Source organism: Terribacillus saccharophilus (genome assembly GCF_046592595.1).
Taxonomy (GTDB): Bacteria; Bacillota; Bacilli; order Bacillales; family Amphibacillaceae; genus Terribacillus; species Terribacillus saccharophilus_C.
The window spans coordinates 237,684-258,521 of the sequence record NZ_JAWVPF010000006.1 but is presented as its reverse complement, the minus strand read 5'-3'; the positions used below and the strand labels follow the sequence as shown (position 1 = coordinate 258,521).

Below are 20,838 nucleotides of genomic sequence, written 5' to 3'. Positions count from 1 at the left end.
GAAGGAAGATTCTGGGGCTTGCAATAGAATTCAGGCTGCCTCTGGATGCTTTTTCTCTTCTCGATAAGATATTGCAGATAATAGAATTCCTATGATGGAAATACCTGCTCCGATAATCGAAAGCCATGTATATCCAAGATTTGCATCCAGTACAAGACCACCTATATAAGCACCGCCTGCATTTGCCAGATTGAACGCTGACACACTTGCGGCCGCCGCAATTGTCGGCCCCTCTTTTGCAGCCATAACGATTTTCGACTGCAATAATGGTGTTGTTCCGAAAGCCCCGGCACCGAATAGCCCAATTATCAAGACAGCGGTGATAGCATATGGTGTTGCCAGCGGGAACAATAATAGAATGGCAGTCAATGTCGCAAACACATAGATCAGTGTTCTGGTCACATTGCCGGCTGCTAGACGCGGCGTTGAAAAGTTACCGATTACGCTTCCCATTCCGAAGAAGAAGAGACTGATCATGATACCAACGCCTCCAAAGCCAGTAACAGACCGCAGCAGCGGTTCAATGAAAGTATAGGCAGTAAATACACCGGAGTAGCCAAAGATGATGATAGCTATCGTCAGCAGCACCTGTTTATGCTTGAATACACTAAGCTCCTGCTTGATGCGCGGTGTTTCTGCCGGTTTGGTATTCGGTGCGCAAATAAGCAGCCCGATGAGTCCTATCACTCCAAGAACGGCAATCATCCAGAATACGAGACGCCATTCAATCAGGGACCCGAGATAGGCTCCAAATGGTACGCCGATCATGATGGCAATTGTAAGACCGCCATTAACAGCTGCAATTGCCTGGACCCGTTTGCGTGGTTCGACAAGATCGCTGGCCATTACAAAAGCAAGCGCAAAAAAAGGTCCGTGCATGAAAGCGGAAGCGACGCGCGATATAAGCAGCACAGTAAAGTTCGGCGCTGCCGCACTGATGACATTACTGATGATGAAAAGCAGCATGAATAATAGCAGCATCGGCTTCCTCGGCAATTTCACAGATAAGGTTGTCATCAGCGGACCAAATACTGCTACTCCAAGAGCATACATACTTACCACAAGACCAGCTGATGCGATTGTCACTCCAAGATCGGAGGCGATATGAGTAAGTACGCCAGTGACGACATATTCTGTCGTTCCGATTGAGAAAGCACAGATCATCAGAACCGCAATCACTGTCGCAGGTTTAAATTGTCTGCCTGCAAGAGACATGATAACTCCTCCTTTTTTCTGACATAATCATCCGCTTACGATACAACAGAAAAGCTATCTATTCAAACCATAACCCAGTCAATCAACAAAAAAATTATAGGAAGCGCATCCAAAAAAATTAACAGGTTTTAAGCTTTGTCAGAATGGGTATTTCTCCTGAGATGAATAATGTTTATTGCTGCAGGGACGTTCAATGTTTCCATAAAAAAAAGCGGCTCGCAGGCCGCTTTTGGATCATTTGTTGAAGTTTTGCTGTATATCCTGCGTGATCGCAGTCACTTCCTGCATGCTTGCTGCATTTTGTTCCGCAACAGATACAATGCTATTGATACTGTCTGTTACACCTCGTGTATTATCGAGAACTTCATACATCGCTGTCGCAATGGCTTCGATTTGATTACTGGTTATAGTTATCTCCGCCTGCAGCTGTTCAAATGTGCTTTGGGTCGTCGTGATCTTATCTGAACCAGCAACAACCGCCTCTTTACCAGCACCAAGAGCGTCGACTGCTTCCTTTGATTCTGTTTGGATAGCTTGGAAAACACCAGTGATATCCGTTACAGCAACCCGTACTTGGTCGGAGAGCTTCCGTACTTCATCTGCCACCACTGCGAATCCGCGGCCCTGATCCCCTGCCCTAGCCGCCTCGATCGCAGCATTCAACGCAAGCAGATTCGTCTGTTCCGCAATATCCTTGATTGCCTTCAGTAAAGCACTGATTTGGTCGGTTTTGCCATTCAAGCCTCTGACTTTATCATATGAAAAAGCTATTTTAGACGTTATCGTTTCCATATGACTGACAGAATCATTCATATGTGATGCACCTTCTTTTGTCAATGCATCCATTTCGACAGCAACCTGCTTTGCATCTTCCCCTTTTAATGCTACCATCATGACGTTCTCAGCGAACTTCTGCATTGTTGCTGCCAGCTCTGCTGAAGCATGGGATTGATTCTCTGAACCGATAGTCACTTCCTCTAAAGCAGTTACAATTTGCTGCAATGCATCACCCGTCTGTTCCAGCTTAATCAATGCTGCATCATTTTCATGTTTTATAACAGGCTCAACCGTTGCGGCTGCTTCTTGTGGAATCTGAATTTCAACTGTATGCTCAGCTGTCGGTTCCATCACTTCCTTCTTATATAGAAGGATATATGTGAGACTTCCCCCTGCCAGTATAAGTCCAATGATAAGATTGATCCACCACTCCAGTAAGAAAACCCTTTCATTTTGAAGGAACAGCAATACAGCATAAAGATACCCTAGGCTCATCATACTAATGATATGTCTTTTGTTCATTATTCTTCCCCCTTCCCCTCTTTTCTTTATATCGGCTGATACGCGCCATTCATGAACCTTTTTCTACAATTTCTTCCTCTTAACGTCTTTTCACTTTCCACATGCTATACTCAAGCTGATTAAAGGAGGCAGCTGCCTATGCAAGAACTATTACAAGAAGCAACAGAATTTATTCGAACAAGTTATCAGGAACTCGGAAAGTCCGATATAGAAATACAGCAACGCTTATCCGAAATCAGTAATGACATTATTCGAAACTCTACATATACCCATACAACAGAAGAACTGGAGCATGGCGCAAGAATGGCGTGGCGGAATTCGAACCGATGTATAGGCCGCTTGTTCTGGAACGGGCTTCAGATAAATGATGCACGGGGAGCATTGGATGCAGAAGAAGTAATACAGAAGCTGTTCCGTCATATTGAACAAGCAACAAACGGCGGGAAAATAAAGCCGATGATCACGATCTTTGCACCAAATGATAATATCCGGATCTGGAATCATCAATTGCTTCGTTATGCCGGGTATGAGACAGAGCATGGCATTATTGGAGATCCTGCTTCTGTACGTTTCACCAATGTATGCAAAGCTCTTGGCTGGGAAGGCAAAGGAACCGCATTCGACATTCTGCCGCTAGTCGTCCAAGTTGGTGACCAGCCACCGGTACTTCAAGAAATTCCAGCAGATATCGTGAAAGAAGTCCGTATCGAGCATGATGCATATCCCGCAATAGCTGATATGGACTTACGCTGGTACGCGGTTCCGATCATTTCAGATATGAAACTGGAAATCGGCGGCATCACCTATAACGCAGCCCCCTTCAATGGCTGGTATATGGGAACCGAAATCGGCGCACGAAATCTGGCCGATGAGGATCGCTATCATATGCTGCCGAAAGTGGCAGAGGTTCTTGCACTTGACCAAAGTAAGCTATCCTCACTTTGGAAAGATCGTGCATTAGTTGAATTAAATGTCGCAGTCCTTCAATCGTTCCAAAAAGCAGGTGTGACGATTGTCGATCACCATACAGCTGCTAAGCAATTTGCTCATTTTGAAAAGCAAGAACAAAAAGCCGGGCGTGATGTGACAGGCATGTGGAGCTGGCTCATTCCACCAATGTCGCCTGCGGCAACTCATGTCTTCCATAAACCTTATAAGAATACAATCATCAAGCCAAACTACTTCCACCAAGAGGATATATACTGAAAAAGCGCAAATGCTTCACAGCATTTGCGCTTTTATTTCTTTCTTATTTAATTGCATCAGAAATTTCTTTCACTTTCTCCATTTCAGATTCCAGTCCACCACCAGATAGATACCAGTAATCTGGGCTCAAGTAAGTAATATGGTTCTCCTTCGCTGCATTCGTACCATTTACCAATTCATTATCCAACACTTTTTCTGCTGAAGATGTACCATTTGCTACAACTGCTCCACGATCGACTACAAACAGATACTCCGGGTTCTTTTCTGAAATATACTCAAAACCGATGCTCTGACCGTGTGTAGAGGATTCAATTGTTTCATCAACAGCAGGCACACCATAAACATCATGAATGACACCAAAACGGGAAGCTTTGCCGTATGCACTCACACTGCCATCATTCACTAGTGTGATCAATGCTTTACCATCCATGCTCTCTGCTTTCGTCTTCAAATCAGCAATTGCATCATCAATTTCACCAAGTGCTGTTTCCGCTTCTTTTTCTTTACCTACGATTTGTGCAATTATCTCTGTATTCTTCTTGAATGAGTTCATATAGTCTGTTGTATCAACACCAATGTAAATCGTTGGTGCAAGTTCACTAAGCTGTTCATAATAATCGCTTTGACGCCCAGAGATGAAAATGACATCCGGCTGCATTTCAGCGACTTTCTCTAAATCTGGCTCTTTCAGACCGCCGACATTTTCATACTCGTCACCACTGTACTTGGAAAGATAATCAGGAAGATTCTCTTGTGGAACACCAGCTACATCAACACCAAGCTTGTCCAAGGTATCCAGAGCACCCATATCGAAAGTAACGATCTTCTCAGGATTCTTCGATACTTCTGTTTCACCCAATTCATGCTTGATTGTTATTTTTTCATCCTCTTTATCTGCACCGCTTGCACTATCTGCATTGCTTCCGCATGCTGCTAGTAAAAGAACGAATAGTAGACCTGTCATCAGCAAAGTTAGTTTTTTCATTTTATCTAATCTCCTTTTTCTTTTTTGTGTAAATTATGCTGGCCATGAAAGGCAGTTAGCTTCATAACGGCATCACCCCTTTAACCAGTACGTTTTAGAAGTAGACACAAATACGGTTGCAGCTTATATTGTGGACATCGATATCTAAATCATATATCGATTTAAGAACATCAGATTGAATGATATCGTCTGTAGGACCTTCCGCTATAATCTTACCGTCTTTCATCGCCACGATCCGATCTGAATAAACAGAAGCAAAATTGATATCATGGATAACAAGCAATATCGTCTTGCCAAAGTCCTCCACTAGCTTACGGAGCAGTTTCATCATTTGGACAGCATGCTTCATATCTAAATTGTTTAGCGGTTCATCGAGCAGGATATACTCTGTATCCTGCGCCAGCACCATAGCAATGAATGCTCGCTGCTTCTGCCCCCCGCTGAGTTCGTTCAAGTACTTATTTTCCATTTCCTCCAGATCCACGTATGCAATAGCTTCTGTTACCTTCTGTTCATCTTCGGGAGTAAGACGCCCGCTGGAATAAGGAAAACGGCCAAAGCTTACCAGTTCACGGACTGTCAGCTTCATCTGGATAACATTTGACTGGCGCAGAATTGCGATTGTCTTTGCCAGATCCTTGCTCTTTTGTTTCTGTACGTCTTTTCCATCAAGGTAGACGATACCATCATCTTGTTTTAACAATCTGCTTACCATGGAAAGCAAGGTGCTCTTCCCCGCCCCATTCGGACCAATGAAAGAAGTGATCGCACCGCGTTTCACCTCGATGGAAACATCCTGAATGACTTTCTTGGAACCGAAATACTTCGAAAGCTTTTCTGCAACGATCATATCTTCTTACTCTCCTTTACTAATAAATAAATGAAGTAAACACCACCGACAAAATTGATGATGACACTTATTGGTGTTGAGAAGGAAAAGATTCTTTCCACCACCAGCTGACCGCCGAGCAATGCGATGATACTGAGCAGGCTTGCTGCTGTCAGCAGGTACGTATGCCGGAACGTCTGGAGAAATTCGCGTGCCAGATTTGCTGTAAGCAAGCCGAGGAAAGTAATGGGCCCGACTAGGGCGGTCGACACAGCAACGAGTACCGCAATCACCAAGAACATCCGTTTGACGATTTTTTCGTATGGCACTCCCAGGTTCACTGCATGATCGCGACCGATAGACATGACGTCGAAATAGTGGCGATAACGGAATATGTAAATGCAAAGCACAATAATGATCACTGCTGAAATGAGCAGGAGATCTGTATTTACATCCGTGAAGCTCGCGAACATACTGTCTTGAATCAGAAGAAACTCATTCGGATCGATAATCATCTGCATAAAGGAAGACAAGCTGCTGAAAAATGTTCCCAGCACCAACCCGACAAGCAGCAGCAGAAACAAATTATTTTGTCCTCTGCGGAACAGCAGCTGATAAAGCCCGAAAGCAAATCCGACCATCAGCAGAATGGTAAGGAAGAAATACGAATCACTCTGCATGATTGCAAATGTTCCTGAACCGAATAAAAAGACGACAATGGTTTGAATGAACATATAGACACTATCCAAACCCATGATGCTCGGGGTCAGGATTCTATTATGTGTGATCGTCTGGAACACTACAGTCGAAACGCCAATCGATACAGCACATAAAATCATGGCCAGGATTTTTTCCAGCCGTGTGCGCAGCAGATACTCCATGGCTTGGAAATTCATATGGATGAAAAGGTACAGACCAGCCAAAGACAAAGCGATCACGATCAGTAAGGTGATTTTTCGTTTAAGCATAGGCCTTCCTCCTCAACAGCATATAAAGGAAGATACCTGTGCCAATGACGCCTACCATGAGTCCTACCGAGATTTCATATGGATAGATGATCAAACGTCCTGCGATATCACATAGGAGCAGGAATGCTGCACCAAGTACGGCTGTATGCCATATACTGTTCTTTAAATTGTCGCCGCGATACATGCTGACGATATTTGGCACAATCAAACCTAGAAACGGTATGACACCTACTGTTAAAATGACAACAGCCGTAATGATTGCGACAATAATCAATCCAACATTGACGACATATTTGTAAGGAAGGCCAAGATTCGTAGCGAAATCTTCTCCCATACCAGCAACAGTAAACATATTGGCAAACAGAAAAGCGATGATCAGCAGCGGTACACTTATGTAAAGAAGCTCATAGCGCCCTTCCATGATCAAGGAAAAGTCTCCTTGAAGCCATGAGGACATATTTTGAACGAGGTCAAACTTGAGTGCAAAAAATGTTGCAATCGAACTGACAACATTCCCCAGCATGATCCCGACCAGCGGTATAAAAATTGTATCCTTCTGCTTCAGCCTTTGAAGGATTCCCATAAAGAGCAAGGTGCCGAATAAAGCAAACGCAGCAGCGATGCACATTTTCCATATCGGACTGGCATCTGTGAAGAACAGCAAGGAAACAAGAATCCCCAATCTCGCCCAATCCATCGTCCCCGCAGTTGTCGGAGATACGAATTTGTTTTGCGTCAGCTGCTGCATGATAAGCCCGCATATGCTGAGGCTTACCCCAGCCATGACAATGCTGAGCATCCGCGGCAGCCGGCTGATCATGACGATATTCCAGGCTTCCTCATGCCTATTCCATAAAGCAGAAAACGACACGTTTTCCACCCCGACAAACAGGGAACAAACAGCTAATAGAACAGTAATTATAAGCAAGTAAATTAACTTCATAAGCGTCAAACCTCTTCGGCAGCATCGATGATACTGATATTCATTATCAATTAGATTCTCATTTTAGTATAGTAAATGGAAAAAGCCTCGTCAATAGGAGTTTTGAACTGACAAAAAAATATAACAATTTCTAACATACATAAGGAGTGTATACATGCTACCGCTTTTAAAGAAAGAAGACATACATACCGCAAATCAACAACTGCCAGACTGGGCTCTTGACGCCTATCAGCCTTTTGCTGAAACAGTCGCCAAAAAGGACTTCCCCTGCTACTTCGGCATTGCCGCCCAGAAGAGAGGCGACTTGCGTTATGGCTTTGTACCTCACGATAACTGGGATAATGCGCTTCAAATTATCAATGATTTCACGAAACTGATGCATACGCAGGAAAAAGCCATACGCAGAGGATTATTCCTCTTTTTTGAGCCTGAGGAAACAGAACATGATTTAGAATATTACCGAGATTACTTCTGGCGTTTCCTTCAGCGGCTGCACGAAGTGGATGAAATAGCATGGCCCGCCGAACGACCTCGGGATCCAGAGCATTTCCTCTTTGATTATCATATCGGCGGCGAGGCTTATTTCTTATTCGGAAATGCTCCTGCATATAAGCAGCGGATAACACGTGACTTAGGTCCTTCCCTTGTTATCGGACTGCAGCCGCGCAGTATTTTTGATGGTCTGGAAGGGGACAGACCTGCCGGGACGAAATCACGAGGTTCTGTCCGGGATCGAGTGGAAAAATGGGACAAGCTGCCGAAACACCCCGATATCGGTCATTTCGGTGATCAGACCCACCATGAATGGAAGCAATACTTCATCGGTGATGACGCAGAGCCTATCCAAGGGGGATGTCCTTTCCATCATAAGGAGTTAAAGCATACATAACTTCTCTTTCCAGGCAGATACTACATTATATCTGTCCTGGAAAGGAGGTCCATGCATGCCGAACCCAGATAATCGCGCAGATAATGCTGAGCGCATCGAAGATACGATTCAGCACACACTGCAAAATGTTCATCAAACAGAAGACTTTGTCAAAGCGAACAGTGAGCATTTAACAGATGAAGAAATTTCATTTTTGAAAGAGAAAAACGAGCGACGCGCTGCAAGTGTAGAGAGTCTCCGTCACGAACTTAAAGAAGAAGCAAATTACCAGCAGCAAAAAGACAAATAAAAAAGTCCGCCATTAGGCGGACCTTTTTATTAATGCGTTTGAGTTATTGGAGCTGCATCATAACTTTGCATCATCGCAGCCATATCACTTGGCTGTAACTGTGCCACTTGGTAATAATGATGTTTGTTTTGATACAGGAAGATTTCGTAGCTCATTTCGATTAAGTTCGGTACGGAATCAGCAACAATCCTTCTTAAGACTGGATTGGTGATTTCACAAGCACCTCGAGTGCTCATGGCAGCAAGACTTTTCATCTGCGTAAGCATATAGGTGGAAACACATTCATCCGTAAGTTCATTAACGGAAGTAATCGGCTTCTTAGGCTGGGAAGTCTTCACACCATATACAACATCATTTCCTTGCTGCATGCTGTAAGAAGTAGTTGGCACTGTTGGATCCTGGCCTGTTTTGAATGTTTCCACCATCGTGTTGTACGTTTGTGTAAGGAAATCACCTTGGCGCTGAGCAACCGTCTTTAGTTCTGGATCCTGAATGAACTGATCAAAAATTTTATATTGATCAATTACACTGATCATCCCCGTAAGGATTTCATGTGTGTCAAAAATTTCATGTCCACCATGGTTCTGCTTGCCATGTAAAGTTGTCGGCTGGTTCATCTGCGCAGTCTGAATTTGATTTTCCAAAGTGATAACCCCCTAAAATATTGTCGTGCCTTGTTAGTATGCGATCTGGTACAGTACTTATGACCGGTTATTTATGCCTTTTCGCAACACGGGCATCAGCAGCGTCTGAACGGGCTTGTGCTTCTAAATCATCGATATCCGCTTCTTCCTGTGAAAAGGAAATATCCTTGCCATCCCTATCCAAATCGGTATAACGCATATAATAATCTTCCAAAGCTTTATCGTTGTCGTTCACGGACTTTCCCTCCTTAACGGTGCTTCAGATTTTCTTCCGCCATCCGCACGAGTTCACGGACCATATTACCACCGATGCTGCCACCTGTTTTACCGTTTTCTCTGCTCGTCCTGTTGCCTAAATCATCTGCCTGTTCAGTCTGGTAAGACTGGTTGGCATCCTGAATGATTTTATATTTCAGCTGATCAAGACCTTCCCGCGCCTCGGGCACGAGTATTTTATTTCGCCTTGTCATCGATAATGCCCTAGCGTATGTGCGTCACCCGTCTCGCCTTCATAGTCGGCACGCACATGCTTCTTGTTTGGATCCTGTTCATCCCGATTGGCTGTAAGCCCTTCTTCCATGCCTGGCTGATACGTATCATCAATCCAGATACCGCCATCAACACGATTCTTTTTCATGATGCTTCTCCTCCTTTCTGCATTAGTTTCTGTCTTTGGCGTCATAATATGAAAGGCACTTCTAGCCAAAAAAAAGACCCCTGTACGAGACAGGGATCATTTGTTGATGATCAAGAAGATTACGATCACGATCGCCAAAGCTATACGGTAGTAAGCGAAAGGAACGAGTTTATATTTGGAAATGATTTTCAAGAATGTACGGATAGCAATCAGTGCAAAGATAAACGCGCTGATGAATCCGACAATGAAAAATGGAATCACATCAGGTGTAAAAGCATGCAAGTGATTCCGCAGCGAGACAAGACTAGCTCCAGCCATGATAGGCACTGCCATGATGAAAGTGAAGTCTGATGCAACACGGTGATTCAACCCGAGAATGACACCGCCGGAAATTGTTGCTCCAGAACGGGAAAAACCGGGCCATAAAGAGATACACTGGAATAGCCCAATCAAAAAGGCTTTCTTATACGTAAGACCATCCAATGAATCGATTGTTTCTGTCTTTTTTGACGAAACTTTATCTGCAAAAATCATGAAGAAAGCCCCGACGACCAATGCTACGATAACGTACCATACGGAAAACAGATATTCATCAATGATATCATCGAACAATAGTCCAAGTACCCCTGCCGGAAGCAAGCCAACAATAACGATTCCTAAATTGAACTTGTTTTTCTTTCCTGGCATCGATTCTGTTTTTCCTTGGAGCTTGCGAATACCAAGGATCTGCATGAACTTGTCCCAAAATACGATAACAGAAGCCAAGATACTGCCTAGCTGAATGACGATGATGAATGTATTTGCTACTTCGTCGTTGAATAATTCGTGGATCTTCAGCCACATATCATCGACGATGATCAAGTGGCCTGTTGATGATACCGGTGCAAATTCTGTCAATCCTTCGACCAGTCCCATGATCAAGGCCGAAAAGAACTCAATGATACTCATGCCTCTACTCCTCTAGCTACTTTTTTTCTTTTTATTCCGTCTGATGAACAAGATGACGAATAGGACGATAAGAATCGCCAATACTACAATGACGACATCCTGGTAGTACCCAAGATAAGTTTCCACTGTCGTCCAGGATTCACCAAGCCATAGACCGAGCAATACTAATACTGTATTCCAAATCAGTGTCCCTAATGTCGTAAAAATAAGGAACAGCGGGAAATTCATATTGGACATTCCAGCCGGTATGGAAATCAAGCTCCGAATCACAGGTACAAAACGGCAAAGGAATATTGTCCATACGCCATACTTATCGAACCAAGCATCCGCTTTATGTATGTCTTCTTTTTTTATTCGCAAAATATGTCCCCAGCGGTCCACGATTTTCTCCAGTCGTTCTACATCCAAGAGAAGCCCGATGCCATAAAGGATAATAGCCCCAATAACTGCACCGATTGTCGCCGCGATAATAACACCAACTGCAGTGACACTATCAGAGGTGGTTGTCAGGAAGCCGCCGAACAGCAGGATGATCTCTGAGGGGATCGGCGGGAATACGTTTTCGCCTGCCATCAGCAATACGATCGCAAAGTAACCGAATTGTTCCATAAACTGCGTTATCCAATTATCCATTTTACAACTCCAAACGTAAATTATTTACCAAATCATTATAGCATCCTGTACTCGAAAAGGTGGAATTTTTTACGGATAATTAACATTCTAGCAGACAGCACCCAAGAGGTTAATAGAAACAGAGACTTAGTTTTCATTGGGCTGAAGTCCTAGGGTTGCATTGTCGCACCTTTCAGCCTATCTGTGATATAGTCTATAGGAAGAAAATGATTATTTTATATAAGGGGGAATACGATGAAAATCGTGACAATCGAGCCTACCCCGAGTCCATACTCGATGAAGATCGTGGTGGATGACATGCTGTCAATGGGCAGCAGTTTCGATTACAAACGAGAGACACATTCTTCTGGTGATCCCGATTATGTCCAGGCGCTATTCCGAATTGAAGGTGTCAAAGGGATATATCGTGTAGCTGACTTCCTTGCCCTGGAACGAAGCCCGAAAACAGCTTGGGAGACAATACTGCCAGCTGTACGGGAAGCATTCGGAGAAAAAAGCCAAGGTTCATCTGCTGAAGCAGGCGTTCAAGAACCACATTATGGTCAAGTGGACGTTCAGATTCAGACCATTTACGGTGTACCGATGCAAATCAAGCTTCTATTTGATGAACAAGAGAAGCGAATTGGACTTCCTTCTTTGTTCACCGAAGCAGCAATGGAAGCTGCCGGGAACGACAACATTGTATTTGCCCGCAAATGGGAAGAACAATATCCCCGATATGGTGAACCCGATCAGGTAGGACAAGATATTTACGAAGAATTGCTCGCAAGCTACAGTGCGGAACGGCTGCGGGAACTTGTAGCACGTGCCAGGAATCCCCAAGCTCCGCCGATGAAGCAACAGCAGCCGACTATGGAAGTGTGGGATGAAGATGATTGGCGTGCGCGTTACCGGGCATTGGATGCGTTGGAACCTGGCATCGAGCATCTTCCGTTCTTGGATAAAGCTCTGCAAGACCCAAAATCATCCATTCGCCGGCTGGCAACTGCTTATCTCGGTATGATAGAAGATAAAGCTGTTTTGCCGCTGTTATACCAGGCTCTTAAAGATAAGGTCGTAACAGTCAGACGAACAGCGGGCGACTGCCTATCCGATTTAGGCTTTAAAGAAGCTACACCAGCGATGGAAGCAACACTTGCCGATCCGAGCCGGATAGTCAGGTGGCGGGCTGCAATGTTTCTATATGAACTTGGGGACAGCGAAAGCCTTCCGATTCTTGAAGAGGCAGCAAGACAGGAAACTGAATTTGAAGTGAAGCTGCAGCTTAACATGGCAATCGAGCGGATTGCCGGCGGCGAAGCGGCAAAAGGTTCCGTCTGGAAACAAATGACGGAGGCAGCCAAACTTAAGGAGGAAAAATAATATGAATGCATACGAAGAATATATGCGCGGAATCGTCCAGCCAATGCGGGATGAGCTGACACAGGCAGGATTCCAGGAACTGACAGACGCTGCACAGGTTGAAAGCTATGTGGAACAAACAAAAGGAAGTACGCTGGTTGTTGTCAATTCTGTATGCGGCTGTGCAGCAGGTCTTGCACGACCAGCAGTCCGTGAATCCCTGCAGAATGCTAAAAAACCAGAACATCTTGTAACTGTATTTGCTGGCCAGGATAAAGAAGCTACAGAAAAGATGCGGGAATACTTCACAGATCAGCCGCCATCTTCTCCTTCTGTCGCATTGATGCAGGACGGCAAATTGGTCCATTTCATCCCTCGCGAACAAATTGAAGGCTACGATGTAGAAGAAATCGTTGAAAATCTTACAACTGCTTATAATAACCATCTGTAAAGAGCTGCTGCTGCAGCTCTTTTTTGTGTTTGGTTAGCAAGCACAATCATCTCATTACGTTTTGAAACAAAATCGTCAGAATGCTTCGATCAAAGAAAGGTAAAGCTTTCTGTTTGTTTATATAGTAAAATATCTAAAAAACAAAAAGGAAAAACCATGAAGCAGATCCATGATTTCGATAAGTACCATCAGAGCATTTTGTCGCACAGACTGAAACTGAGTTCTTTTACGCTGGTTGCTGGTTATCCCTTATTCTTAATCGCAGATATATCCATGTTAAGATCTCTGGATAATCCGGCTTATGTTTTCCCATTGGCTCTCGTCCATCTGTTAGGCATGCTGATGTCCGTCTGTTATCTCGTCTTTTTTCAAAATCTACACGCAAATATCCTTAGCATCAGTTATATTGCACTGTATATTGTCCAAGGCGCATTCTCCTCCTTCAACAGTTATCAGCAAGAAGGAAATGTGTATGCCTATTTGATAATTCTGCTTGCTTGTGCTGCATTATTGCCGATACGGCCGGGGCTGTATAACATTTTGGCAGGTACTGCGCATGCGCTGCTGCTGAGCGGGCTATACCTCTATTTTCCTGGCGCTTTCTCCATCATCATGCTTATCAATGTCACAGGCGGAATGATAGTAAGTGCTGTTATCAATCTCAGTTTCTATCACTACTTGAGAAAAGACTTTCACAGCCAGATGCAGCTGCAGGAGGAGAAACGTAATTTTAAAAGTCTGTTTTTTGCTAACCCGCAGCCGGTTGTACTGATTTGTTTAGAGACAGAAAATATCATCCTCCATAATAAACAAGCAGGACAATTTTTCGGTATCAATCCTGATTCTTCCGCAAGCTTCTCTCTTACCTCCTTCTTTCCTGATCAAAAGGAACAGGAGGCTTTGCTCGAGCAGCTGAGAAATGAAGTTAAAATAGAAAACTATATCACCCATAACCGCTTTCAGGATGCAAACTGGATGATGCTCAACTTTGAATTACTCAGCTATAACAAGATAGATGCGCTTCTGATCAGTGTGACGGATGTGACTAACTTCAAGCGGATCGAGCAGGAACTGCAAGAGCATGCCAGCCGGGATGCTCTGACTGGAACGTTCAACCGACGTGCCGGTATCCAATATATCGAAAACCTTCTACAGCAGGGAGTGCATCCATTCTGTCTTTGTTTCGTGGATGTGAATGATTTGAAACAGGTAAATGACATCCATGGCCATAATGAGGGCGATCAGCTTATCCAACTGATCGCATCCACGATAGCTTCTACCCTGACAGAAGATGATTGTCTTTTCCGGCATGGCGGAGATGAATTTATCATTCTCCTTCCTGCAAAGGACCGAAGCCAAGCCATGGGATTCGTTTCGATACTGCAATATAAATTAACGCTGTTGAATGACACGAAGATAAAAGCCTATCCGATAGCCGCAAGCTTCGGCATTCATGACTACGCACCTGGATCTACTCTGACAGTAACAGAAATGATTGAGCTTGCCGACCAGGAAATGTACCGGTCTAAACAAAAGCAGAAAGAAGACCTATTCCAATAATTGGGCTTCTTCCTCTATTGAAAACCCTTTCATAATTTGCTAGACTTAAGTTAGCGAAGGAGGGGTGCCAATGTGGAAAACTAACTTGTTGATTAGCAGCAGCATAATAGGATGTGCTTTAGTCACATGGGTAGCTTCTTTATAATAAAATTATTTGAAAACGGTATCATCCAGTTAAAAGGGTCAACCAGCTAAAAGCAGGTTCGCCCTTTTTTTATTTATCGTTATAATAAGTTTATAATTATTATAAATAAGTATTGATTTTTAATAAAAAGATGTTACTATGTTTATAGATTTACAAACACTACATACTCTGAGGTGATTTTCTTGGCAGATAAAAAACTTACTACTAGCTGGGGTGCTCCAGTTGGAGATAATCAGAATTCCCAAACTGCTGGCTCACGTGGACCTACACTGATCCAGGATGTACATCTTCTTGAAAAACTAGCACACTTTAACCGTGAACGTGTTCCTGAACGTGTTGTACACGCAAAAGGCGCCGGTGCACATGGTTACTTTGAAGTCACTAATGATGTTTCCAAATATACAAAAGCAAACTTCCTTTCTGAAGTTGGTAAAAAAACAGATATGTTCATTCGCTTCTCTACTGTAGCTGGTGAGCTTGGTTCTGCTGATACAGTACGCGACCCTCGCGGTTTTGCTGTTAAATTCTACACAGAAGAAGGCAACTATGATTTAGTCGGCAACAATACACCTGTATTCTTCATCCGCGATGCAATCAAGTTCCCTGACTTCATCCATACACAAAAAAGACATCCGCAAACACATTTGAAAAATCCTGATGCGGTATGGGATTTCTGGTCTCTTTCTCCTGAGAGCTTGCACCAGGTTACTATCCTTATGTCTGACCGCGGTATTCCTGCAACATTGCGCAATATGCATGGTTTCGGTTCCCATACATTCAAATGGGTTAACGAAAAAGGCGAAGGCGTTTGGGTGAAATATCACTTCAAGACACAGCAAGGCGTTAAAAACATGGATCCTGCAGTTGCTGCCAAAGTTGCTGGTGAGCATCCAGATTATCATACAGAAGATCTTTTCAACGCAATCGAAAACGGCGATTTCCCTGAATGGAAGCTTTATGTTCAAATCATGCCGCTTGAAGATGCGAACACATACCGCTTCGATCCATTCGATGTAACAAAAGTATGGTCCCAAAAAGATTACCCGCTAATCGAAGTTGGCCGCATGGTATTGAACCGCAACCCAGAGAACTACTTCGCGGAAGTAGAACAAGCTACGTTCTCTCCAGGAACGCTTGTACCTGGTATCGAAGTATCTCCTGATAAGATGCTTCAAGGTCGTCTGTTCGCTTATCATGATGCACACCGTTATCGTGTAGGTGCCAACCACCAAGCACTTCCGATTAACCGTGCGCGCAACGAAGTGAACAACTACCAGCGTGATGGTCAAATGCGTTTCGACAACAATGGCGGAAGCGGCGTTTACTATGAGCCGAACAGCTACAACGGTCCAAAAGAAGACCCAGCAAGCAAAATTGCGCCATTTGAAGTATCCGGACAAGCGGATAGCGTCGGTTACGATGAAAACGACCACTATACACAGCCAGGAGACCTTTACCGTCTAATGACTGACGATGAAAAAACTCGTCTTGTACAAAACTTCGTTGATGCAATGAAGCCTGTTACAAGAAAAGACATTCTTGAGCGCCAAGTAGCCCATATCTCAAAAGCAGATAAAGAATGGGGCCAACGCGTTGCTGACGGCCTAGGCATTGCACTTCCACAGGAAGTTTAATCCGATACAAAGGATAGATGGACAGTCAAGTTCATCTATCCTTTATCTTTTCCATTACTCTTTTTACGTGCTATATCATAAAACAAAAAAAGTACATCACTTATCGTGATGTACTTTTTCTCATTTAGGAGAATCCCCTATAATCCGTACTTCCCGGTGAAGACTCACACCGAACTTCTCTTTCACTGTCTCTTGTACGTGTTTGATCAGATTGATATAGTCTGATGCTGTACCGTTATCTACGTTTACCATGAAACCTGCATGCTTACCAGATACCTCTACACCGCCGATTCGTGTCAGCTGAAGACCTGCATCCATGATCAGCTTGCCTGCGAAGTGGCCAGGAGGACGCTGGAAGACACTGCCGCATGATGGGTATTCCAGAGGCTGTTTCGATTCACGAAGATACGTTAATTCATCCATCTTTGCTTTAATCGCCGTGTGGTCACCATCTTCCAATACGAATGTTGCCTCTACAGCGATGTAATTATTCCTCTGCAGAATGCTGGTACGGTAACTAAGCTCTAATTCTTCACTTGTCATCACTTTACGTTCGCCAGTATCTGTTATAACAACTACTTGCTCCAATACATCCTTCACTTCTCCGCCATAAGCCCCAGCATTCATATACAATGCTCCGCCGATGGAACCTGGAATACCGCAAGCGAACTCCAATCCAGTCAAACTGGCATCCAATGCCATTCTGGAAACATCGATGATCGCTGCACCTGATTGCGCTGTGATCCGGTTTCCCTCTACTTTGACTTCATCGAGTTTCGTCAGGATCATGACCACTCCACGCAGTCCGCCATCCTGAATGATAACATTTGATGCATTACCAAGGATCGTAAGTGGTACTCCATTTTCTTTTGTATAAGCAACGACCTGTTCAATTTCTGCATAACTTCTCGGGAAAACAAGTAGATCTGCTTTTCCGCCTACTTTTGTATACGTATAATCCGCAAGCGGAGCTTCTATAAGTACATCTGTAGCTTCTAAGAATTGCTTTATGTCTCTCTCCAATGCATTCACATTCATCATATAATCCCTCATTACTGTATTAGCCGCTGCAAACGAGCGTGCCCCAACCTGTATTGTATACCACATTTCACACACGTGACAATGCCCTTATTTACCTGTTAGGCCATACACCTATAGTTTATGCAAAAAAATGACTACATGCGCATCCATTACAGCTTAGAACAATGTCCCGCGATCACCTGGTATTGATCACCGATCAGCTGCCATACACGTGAATAGATAAAGTCACCACTGATCTTCTCGTCTCCTTCTTGTCCTTCGAGATGGATACGGGAGATTGTCACTGCGCCATCCTTTGTCGGTTTGATTTGCAGGTCGGAACAAGATACTTCCGTAAAACGCACAGCAAGTGTCCGATGAGCTTCCAAATCCATTTCCTTTGTCACATAGATACCTTCATGATTGATGAAAACAAGATCATCATGCAAAAAAGTATCCAATGCAAATATATCTCTTGTCTGCATTGCTTCCCGGAGCTCCTGCTCCAGAAGTTCAAATTGATTTCGATCCGCTATCTCTTCTGTCTTTTCAAGCTGCACTGTACTCACACTTGTATCTTCCTGTTCGGTTTGAACGGGTAGATGGGTTTCGTTCACCTTGGATTCTATTTTAACTATATGCGCGGTAGCAATATGTACGTCCCCGATCACAACAAAAGCCTTATTCATCATGCCTTGGTTATTCGTTATATGCTCCAGTATTTGCTGTTCAGGTGCTTCTGTACGAATTTGTTCACCTGTTGATAATGTAATAATTGTCTGATTCATGAGTGTTCACTCCGTTCATTTATTCTCTCCGGTAAAAGCAGCTAATATGATTGTATCGCGATACGAGCATGCAAGGAAACTAAAAGGCTTATCTTCGTTGCTGCAACAATGAAAAGCTCTTTAAAACTGTTTAGAGTAAGCCCAAAAGGGAAGGGATAAACTATATATGTAAATCTGGAGGTGTTCAAGATGAGTAATGATACGCGCGAATTCCGGACTGGACAAGGCGTACCGCAAACAGGTGTATATATCTGTCAGTCAGGTGAAAGAGTCGAAATAAAAGAAAATGATGTGTTTCCTGTATGCCCAACTAAGGGCGAGGAAACAACCTGGAAACAAGATAAAGCGTAAAAATGGTGCTGAGAACTTCTCTTTGCACCACTACTTTTATGGAGCAGTTCCTATACAGAACTTGTTAAGCAGATAAAAAGCCGATTCCAATTGGGAATCGGCTTTTATACATACGCTTCAATGCGTTAGAGCGTGACAATAATCGGACCATTCTTCGTAAGGATAATCGTATGTTCCAACTGAGCTACAAAGCTTTTTTCTGTAGCGTAAGTCCAGCCGTCCTCTTTTTGGAATACTTCTTCCTCAGAGGTTGAGATAAATGGTTCGAACGCGATAACCATTCCATCCTTCAGTAATTCATCATCAAATGTATCCTTGTAGTTATAAATATGGTCAGGTGCTTCGTGGATTGTGCGTCCTATACCGTGTCCTGTAAGGTTTGTGATAACAGTTAAATCATTCTGTCTTGCTGTTTGGAATACCGCTCTTCCAATTCCGCTTTTTTTAGATCCAGGTTTTGCTTTCTTAAGCCCTGCTTCAAACGCTTGTTTGGCCACTTCGCATATTTTCGTGAGTATTTCATCTCCCTCGCCTACCACAAACGAGATCCCTGTATCTGCGAAATATCCGTTTTTAGACCCGGAAACATCTACATTTACCAGATCTCCTTCAGAAATGACACGGCTCCCAGGAATACCATGCGCCACTTCATCATTCACACTGATACAAGTATAGCCAGGAAAATCATATTCACTTTTCGGCGCTGAAACTGCGCCTTCTTTCTCAAACATTTCTCCAGCTATTTCATCCAGTTCTTTTGTCGTTATGCCCGGAACCGTTCGTTGCACCAATTCATCTCTGATAGAGGCAACAATCCTGCCGATTTCCTTCAGCGCCTGAAAATCTTCTTCCGTTTTTGCAATCATTTTTTTACCCCGCTATCTTTTATCCTGCTTGAATTTTATAGAAAAACATCATTTGATTATTGTACTCCATACCGTAACATAAGCGTGAATTAAACTTAAATAGAAACAAAAAGGCTTCGAAACACTGTAATCAGCATTTCAAAGCCTTTTTTCCATCCAATATGTAAGGATGGAGACGGTGGGAGTCGAACCCACGTCCAAAGATAACGGCACTCAGGCATCTACGTGTGTAGTCGTTATATTATAGTTCGCACACGCTTCGACCTAACGACAGGCTTTCAGCGAGGCTAGCTTGATTGTCGTCTTCCAATTATCCGCAAGCCGAGAACAATGGCGTAGCCCACTTAAGTTTGAGACCCTCAAATCTGCCACATGGGCGATAGCAGCAAGGATCCTCTAGTGCTACTTACGCAGCTGCTAGAGAGTAGTTGTTGTTAGTTTTGCCAGTTATATTTAGGCGTAACGTTTTACGAGCCGTAACCTCGACACGCAGCCTGAGCTCGAACTATCCCTGTCGAATCCGTAACGTCCCCATGATAATGGGGGCTACAGGAGGTAACCCGTTCAAATCAGGATAATCAAATCCCAGACAACTTCCATTATAACATCTTTATTAGAAAATGCAAGTTTAGTAATCGCGATCGCGCACAGCTCGATCTACATCGCGCTTCATCTGCTTTTGCTTGAGGTCTTCACGCTTATCGTATTTCTTCTTCCCTTTACCGACACCAATTAATATCTTCGCAAAACCATCCTTGATATACAGCTTGATCGGTACCAAAGAATAACCTTGCTGCTGCGTTTGGCCGATCAGCTTATCGATCTGCTTGCGATGCAATAGCAGCTTCCTGGTCCTTGTCGGATCATGATTGAATCGGTTCCCTTGCTCATAAGGGGAAATGTGCATATTGATAATACGGACCTCGCCGCGGTCAATTCTGGCAAAACTATCCTTTAAATTAACCCGTCCGGCACGGATCGATTTGATCTCGGTACCTTGCAAGACAATACCAGCCTCGATTGTCTCTTCGATTGCATAATCGAAATTAGCCTTCTTATTTTGTGCGAGTACTTTACCTTGTCCCTTAGCCATAGACTTCTTCCTCCTAACTACGAGCTTTATTTTATCAGAAACTGTATGATAATCCTAACGATTCATATACTGAAACGGGTATCTACAAGCGAACCCGATTGATT

The 20,838-nt window shown here is 43.7% G+C and carries 24 protein-coding genes and 1 other RNA gene; 8 read left to right on the top strand and 17 right to left on the bottom strand.

Annotated elements, in window-relative coordinates; translation table 11 throughout:
* Positions 1-30: 30 nt before the first annotated feature.
* Both SFC25_RS12350 and SFC25_RS12345 read right to left on the bottom strand, forming a co-directional pair.
* Positions 31-1,215 (bottom strand): MFS transporter, encoded by a 1,185-nt coding sequence (locus SFC25_RS12350; protein WP_411215567.1) that lies wholly within the window; start codon positions 1,213-1,215, stop codon positions 31-33.
* 234 nt (positions 1,216-1,449) lie between these two features.
* Entirely contained in the window at positions 1,450-2,514 is a 1,065-nt protein-coding gene (locus SFC25_RS12345) for a methyl-accepting chemotaxis protein (protein WP_411215566.1), read from the bottom strand.
* Positions 2,515-2,652: 138 nt separating this feature from the next.
* Between SFC25_RS12345 and SFC25_RS12340 the strand changes: the two genes are divergently transcribed.
* Positions 2,653-3,720 (top strand): nitric oxide synthase oxygenase, encoded by a 1,068-nt coding sequence (locus tag SFC25_RS12340; RefSeq protein WP_411215565.1) that lies wholly within the window; start codon positions 2,653-2,655, stop codon positions 3,718-3,720.
* Positions 3,721-3,763: 43 nt separating this feature from the next.
* Here SFC25_RS12340 and SFC25_RS12335 read toward each other — a convergent pair whose 3' ends face one another.
* The 4 genes from SFC25_RS12335 to SFC25_RS12320 form a co-directional block, all read right to left on the bottom strand.
* Positions 3,764-4,705 carry a siderophore ABC transporter substrate-binding protein gene (locus SFC25_RS12335; protein ID WP_411215564.1) on the bottom strand — a complete coding sequence of 314 codons (942 nt, stop codon included), beginning with the start codon at positions 4,703-4,705 and terminating at the stop codon, positions 3,764-3,766.
* Between the two features lie 94 nt (positions 4,706-4,799).
* On the bottom strand, positions 4,800-5,555 hold the full coding sequence (locus tag SFC25_RS12330) for an iron ABC transporter ATP-binding protein (protein WP_411215563.1): 756 nt from the start codon (positions 5,553-5,555) through the stop codon (positions 4,800-4,802).
* Complete coding sequence (locus SFC25_RS12325; protein WP_411215562.1) at positions 5,552-6,502, bottom strand: iron chelate uptake ABC transporter family permease subunit; 951 nt, start codon at positions 6,500-6,502, stop codon at positions 5,552-5,554. The genes SFC25_RS12330 and SFC25_RS12325 overlap by 4 nt, the downstream gene beginning before the upstream one ends.
* On the bottom strand, positions 6,495-7,445 hold the full coding sequence (locus SFC25_RS12320) for an ABC transporter permease (RefSeq protein ID WP_411215561.1): 951 nt from the start codon (positions 7,443-7,445) through the stop codon (positions 6,495-6,497). Before SFC25_RS12320 ends, SFC25_RS12325 begins: the two co-directional genes overlap by 8 nt.
* A gap of 154 nt (positions 7,446-7,599) precedes the next feature.
* Between SFC25_RS12320 and SFC25_RS12315 the strand changes: the two genes are divergently transcribed.
* Both SFC25_RS12315 and tlp read left to right on the top strand, forming a co-directional pair.
* A complete protein-coding gene (locus SFC25_RS12315) occupies positions 7,600-8,334 on the top strand; it encodes a YqcI/YcgG family protein (RefSeq protein WP_411215560.1) in 735 nt (244 codons plus the stop codon).
* Between the two features lie 55 nt (positions 8,335-8,389).
* Positions 8,390-8,623: a small acid-soluble spore protein Tlp gene (gene tlp / locus SFC25_RS12310; RefSeq protein WP_411215559.1), complete on the top strand. Its 234-nt coding sequence runs from the start codon at positions 8,390-8,392 to the stop codon at positions 8,621-8,623.
* A gap of 29 nt (positions 8,624-8,652) precedes the next feature.
* Here the strand turns inward: tlp and SFC25_RS12305 are convergent, their stop codons facing one another.
* The 6 genes from SFC25_RS12305 to SFC25_RS12280 form a co-directional block, all read right to left on the bottom strand.
* Positions 8,653-9,267, bottom strand: coding sequence for a spore coat protein (locus SFC25_RS12305; protein ID WP_411215558.1), 615 nt, complete (start codon positions 9,265-9,267; stop codon positions 8,653-8,655).
* 67 nt (positions 9,268-9,334) lie between these two features.
* The gene (locus SFC25_RS12300) at positions 9,335-9,502 is read right to left on the bottom strand and encodes a YfhD family protein (protein WP_411215557.1); all 168 of its coding nucleotides are present in this window, start codon (positions 9,500-9,502) and stop codon (positions 9,335-9,337) included.
* Positions 9,503-9,515: 13 nt separating this feature from the next.
* On the bottom strand, positions 9,516-9,737 hold the full coding sequence (locus SFC25_RS12295) for an alpha/beta-type small acid-soluble spore protein (protein WP_411215556.1): 222 nt from the start codon (positions 9,735-9,737) through the stop codon (positions 9,516-9,518).
* Complete coding sequence (locus tag SFC25_RS12290; protein WP_176465816.1) at positions 9,734-9,904, bottom strand: hypothetical protein; 171 nt, start codon at positions 9,902-9,904, stop codon at positions 9,734-9,736. The genes SFC25_RS12295 and SFC25_RS12290 overlap by 4 nt, the downstream gene beginning before the upstream one ends.
* Positions 9,905-10,000: 96 nt before the next feature.
* Positions 10,001-10,852: an undecaprenyl-diphosphate phosphatase gene (locus SFC25_RS12285; protein ID WP_411215555.1), complete on the bottom strand. Its 852-nt coding sequence runs from the start codon at positions 10,850-10,852 to the stop codon at positions 10,001-10,003.
* 12 nt (positions 10,853-10,864) lie between these two features.
* Complete coding sequence (locus SFC25_RS12280) at positions 10,865-11,485, bottom strand: DedA family protein (protein ID WP_411215554.1); 621 nt, start codon at positions 11,483-11,485, stop codon at positions 10,865-10,867.
* A 234-nt stretch (positions 11,486-11,719) separates the two neighbouring features.
* Here SFC25_RS12280 and SFC25_RS12275 point away from each other — a divergent pair, with 234 nt between their 5' ends.
* The 4 genes from SFC25_RS12275 (at position 11,720) to katA (ending at position 16,616) form a co-directional block, all read left to right on the top strand.
* Positions 11,720-12,847 (top strand): conserved virulence factor C family protein, encoded by a 1,128-nt coding sequence (locus tag SFC25_RS12275; RefSeq protein WP_411215553.1) that lies wholly within the window; start codon positions 11,720-11,722, stop codon positions 12,845-12,847.
* A 1-nt stretch (position 12,848) separates the two neighbouring features.
* A complete protein-coding gene (locus SFC25_RS12270; RefSeq protein WP_411215552.1) occupies positions 12,849-13,277 on the top strand; it encodes a BrxA/BrxB family bacilliredoxin in 429 nt (142 codons plus the stop codon).
* 156 nt (positions 13,278-13,433) lie between these two features.
* Positions 13,434-14,837, top strand: coding sequence for a GGDEF domain-containing protein (locus SFC25_RS12265; protein ID WP_411215551.1), 1,404 nt, complete (start codon positions 13,434-13,436; stop codon positions 14,835-14,837).
* A 327-nt stretch (positions 14,838-15,164) separates the two neighbouring features.
* On the top strand, positions 15,165-16,616 hold the full coding sequence (gene katA / locus SFC25_RS12260; RefSeq protein WP_411215550.1) for a catalase KatA: 1,452 nt from the start codon (positions 15,165-15,167) through the stop codon (positions 16,614-16,616).
* A 120-nt stretch (positions 16,617-16,736) separates the two neighbouring features.
* Here the strand turns inward: katA and murB are convergent, their stop codons facing one another.
* Entirely contained in the window at positions 16,737-17,654 is a 918-nt protein-coding gene (gene murB, locus SFC25_RS12255; protein ID WP_411215600.1) for a UDP-N-acetylmuramate dehydrogenase, read from the bottom strand.
* Between the two features lie 152 nt (positions 17,655-17,806).
* Positions 17,807-18,424: a nuclear transport factor 2 family protein gene (locus SFC25_RS12250; protein WP_411215549.1), complete on the bottom strand. Its 618-nt coding sequence runs from the start codon at positions 18,422-18,424 to the stop codon at positions 17,807-17,809.
* A gap of 189 nt (positions 18,425-18,613) precedes the next feature.
* Between SFC25_RS12250 and SFC25_RS12245 the strand changes: the two genes are divergently transcribed.
* Entirely contained in the window at positions 18,614-18,775 is a 162-nt protein-coding gene (locus SFC25_RS12245) for a hypothetical protein (RefSeq protein WP_367544459.1), read from the top strand.
* Between the two features lie 125 nt (positions 18,776-18,900).
* Here the strand turns inward: SFC25_RS12245 and map are convergent, their stop codons facing one another.
* From map to smpB, 3 genes are all read right to left on the bottom strand, one after another.
* Entirely contained in the window at positions 18,901-19,641 is a 741-nt protein-coding gene (gene map, locus SFC25_RS12240; RefSeq protein ID WP_411215548.1) for a type I methionyl aminopeptidase, read from the bottom strand.
* A gap of 167 nt (positions 19,642-19,808) precedes the next feature.
* Positions 19,809-20,174, bottom strand: a transfer-messenger RNA (tmRNA) gene (ssrA, locus tag SFC25_RS12235).
* Between the two features lie 95 nt (positions 20,175-20,269).
* The gene (gene smpB, locus SFC25_RS12230) at positions 20,270-20,734 is read right to left on the bottom strand and encodes an SsrA-binding protein SmpB (protein ID WP_095224394.1); all 465 of its coding nucleotides are present in this window, start codon (positions 20,732-20,734) and stop codon (positions 20,270-20,272) included.
* Positions 20,735-20,838: the final 104 nt, after the last annotated feature.

Coding starts and splice junctions, on each gene's coding strand:
- SFC25_RS12340 (WP_411215565.1), top strand. CDS start 2,653: ATGCAAGAACTATTACAAGAAGCAACAGAATTTATTCGAACAAGTTAT.
- SFC25_RS12325 (WP_411215562.1), bottom strand. CDS start 6,502: ATGCTTAAACGAAAAATCACCTTACTGATCGTGATCGCTTTGTCTTTG.
- map (WP_411215548.1), bottom strand. CDS start 19,641: ATGATTGCAAAAACGGAAGAAGATTTTCAGGCGCTGAAGGAAATCGGC.
- SFC25_RS12330 (WP_411215563.1), bottom strand. CDS start 5,555: ATGATCGTTGCAGAAAAGCTTTCGAAGTATTTCGGTTCCAAGAAAGTC.
- SFC25_RS12270 (WP_411215552.1), top strand. CDS start 12,849: ATGAATGCATACGAAGAATATATGCGCGGAATCGTCCAGCCAATGCGG.
- smpB (WP_095224394.1), bottom strand. CDS start 20,734: ATGGCTAAGGGACAAGGTAAAGTACTCGCACAAAATAAGAAGGCTAAT.
- SFC25_RS12285 (WP_411215555.1), bottom strand. CDS start 10,852: ATGAGTATCATTGAGTTCTTTTCGGCCTTGATCATGGGACTGGTCGAA.
- tlp (WP_411215559.1), top strand. CDS start 8,390: ATGCCGAACCCAGATAATCGCGCAGATAATGCTGAGCGCATCGAAGAT.
- SFC25_RS12280 (WP_411215554.1), bottom strand. CDS start 11,485: ATGGATAATTGGATAACGCAGTTTATGGAACAATTCGGTTACTTTGCG.
- SFC25_RS12320 (WP_411215561.1), bottom strand. CDS start 7,445: ATGAAGTTAATTTACTTGCTTATAATTACTGTTCTATTAGCTGTTTGT.
- SFC25_RS12335 (WP_411215564.1), bottom strand. CDS start 4,705: ATGAAAAAACTAACTTTGCTGATGACAGGTCTACTATTCGTTCTTTTA.
- SFC25_RS12250 (WP_411215549.1), bottom strand. CDS start 18,424: ATGAATCAGACAATTATTACATTATCAACAGGTGAACAAATTCGTACA.
- SFC25_RS12275 (WP_411215553.1), top strand. CDS start 11,720: ATGAAAATCGTGACAATCGAGCCTACCCCGAGTCCATACTCGATGAAG.
- SFC25_RS12245 (WP_367544459.1), top strand. CDS start 18,614: ATGAGTAATGATACGCGCGAATTCCGGACTGGACAAGGCGTACCGCAA.
- SFC25_RS12315 (WP_411215560.1), top strand. CDS start 7,600: ATGCTACCGCTTTTAAAGAAAGAAGACATACATACCGCAAATCAACAA.
- SFC25_RS12295 (WP_411215556.1), bottom strand. CDS start 9,737: ATGACAAGGCGAAATAAAATACTCGTGCCCGAGGCGCGGGAAGGTCTT.
- SFC25_RS12265 (WP_411215551.1), top strand. CDS start 13,434: ATGAAGCAGATCCATGATTTCGATAAGTACCATCAGAGCATTTTGTCG.
- SFC25_RS12290 (WP_176465816.1), bottom strand. CDS start 9,904: ATGAAAAAGAATCGTGTTGATGGCGGTATCTGGATTGATGATACGTAT.
- SFC25_RS12350 (WP_411215567.1), bottom strand. CDS start 1,215: ATGTCTCTTGCAGGCAGACAATTTAAACCTGCGACAGTGATTGCGGTT.
- SFC25_RS12345 (WP_411215566.1), bottom strand. CDS start 2,514: ATGAACAAAAGACATATCATTAGTATGATGAGCCTAGGGTATCTTTAT.
- murB (WP_411215600.1), bottom strand. CDS start 17,654: ATGAATGTGAATGCATTGGAGAGAGACATAAAGCAATTCTTAGAAGCT.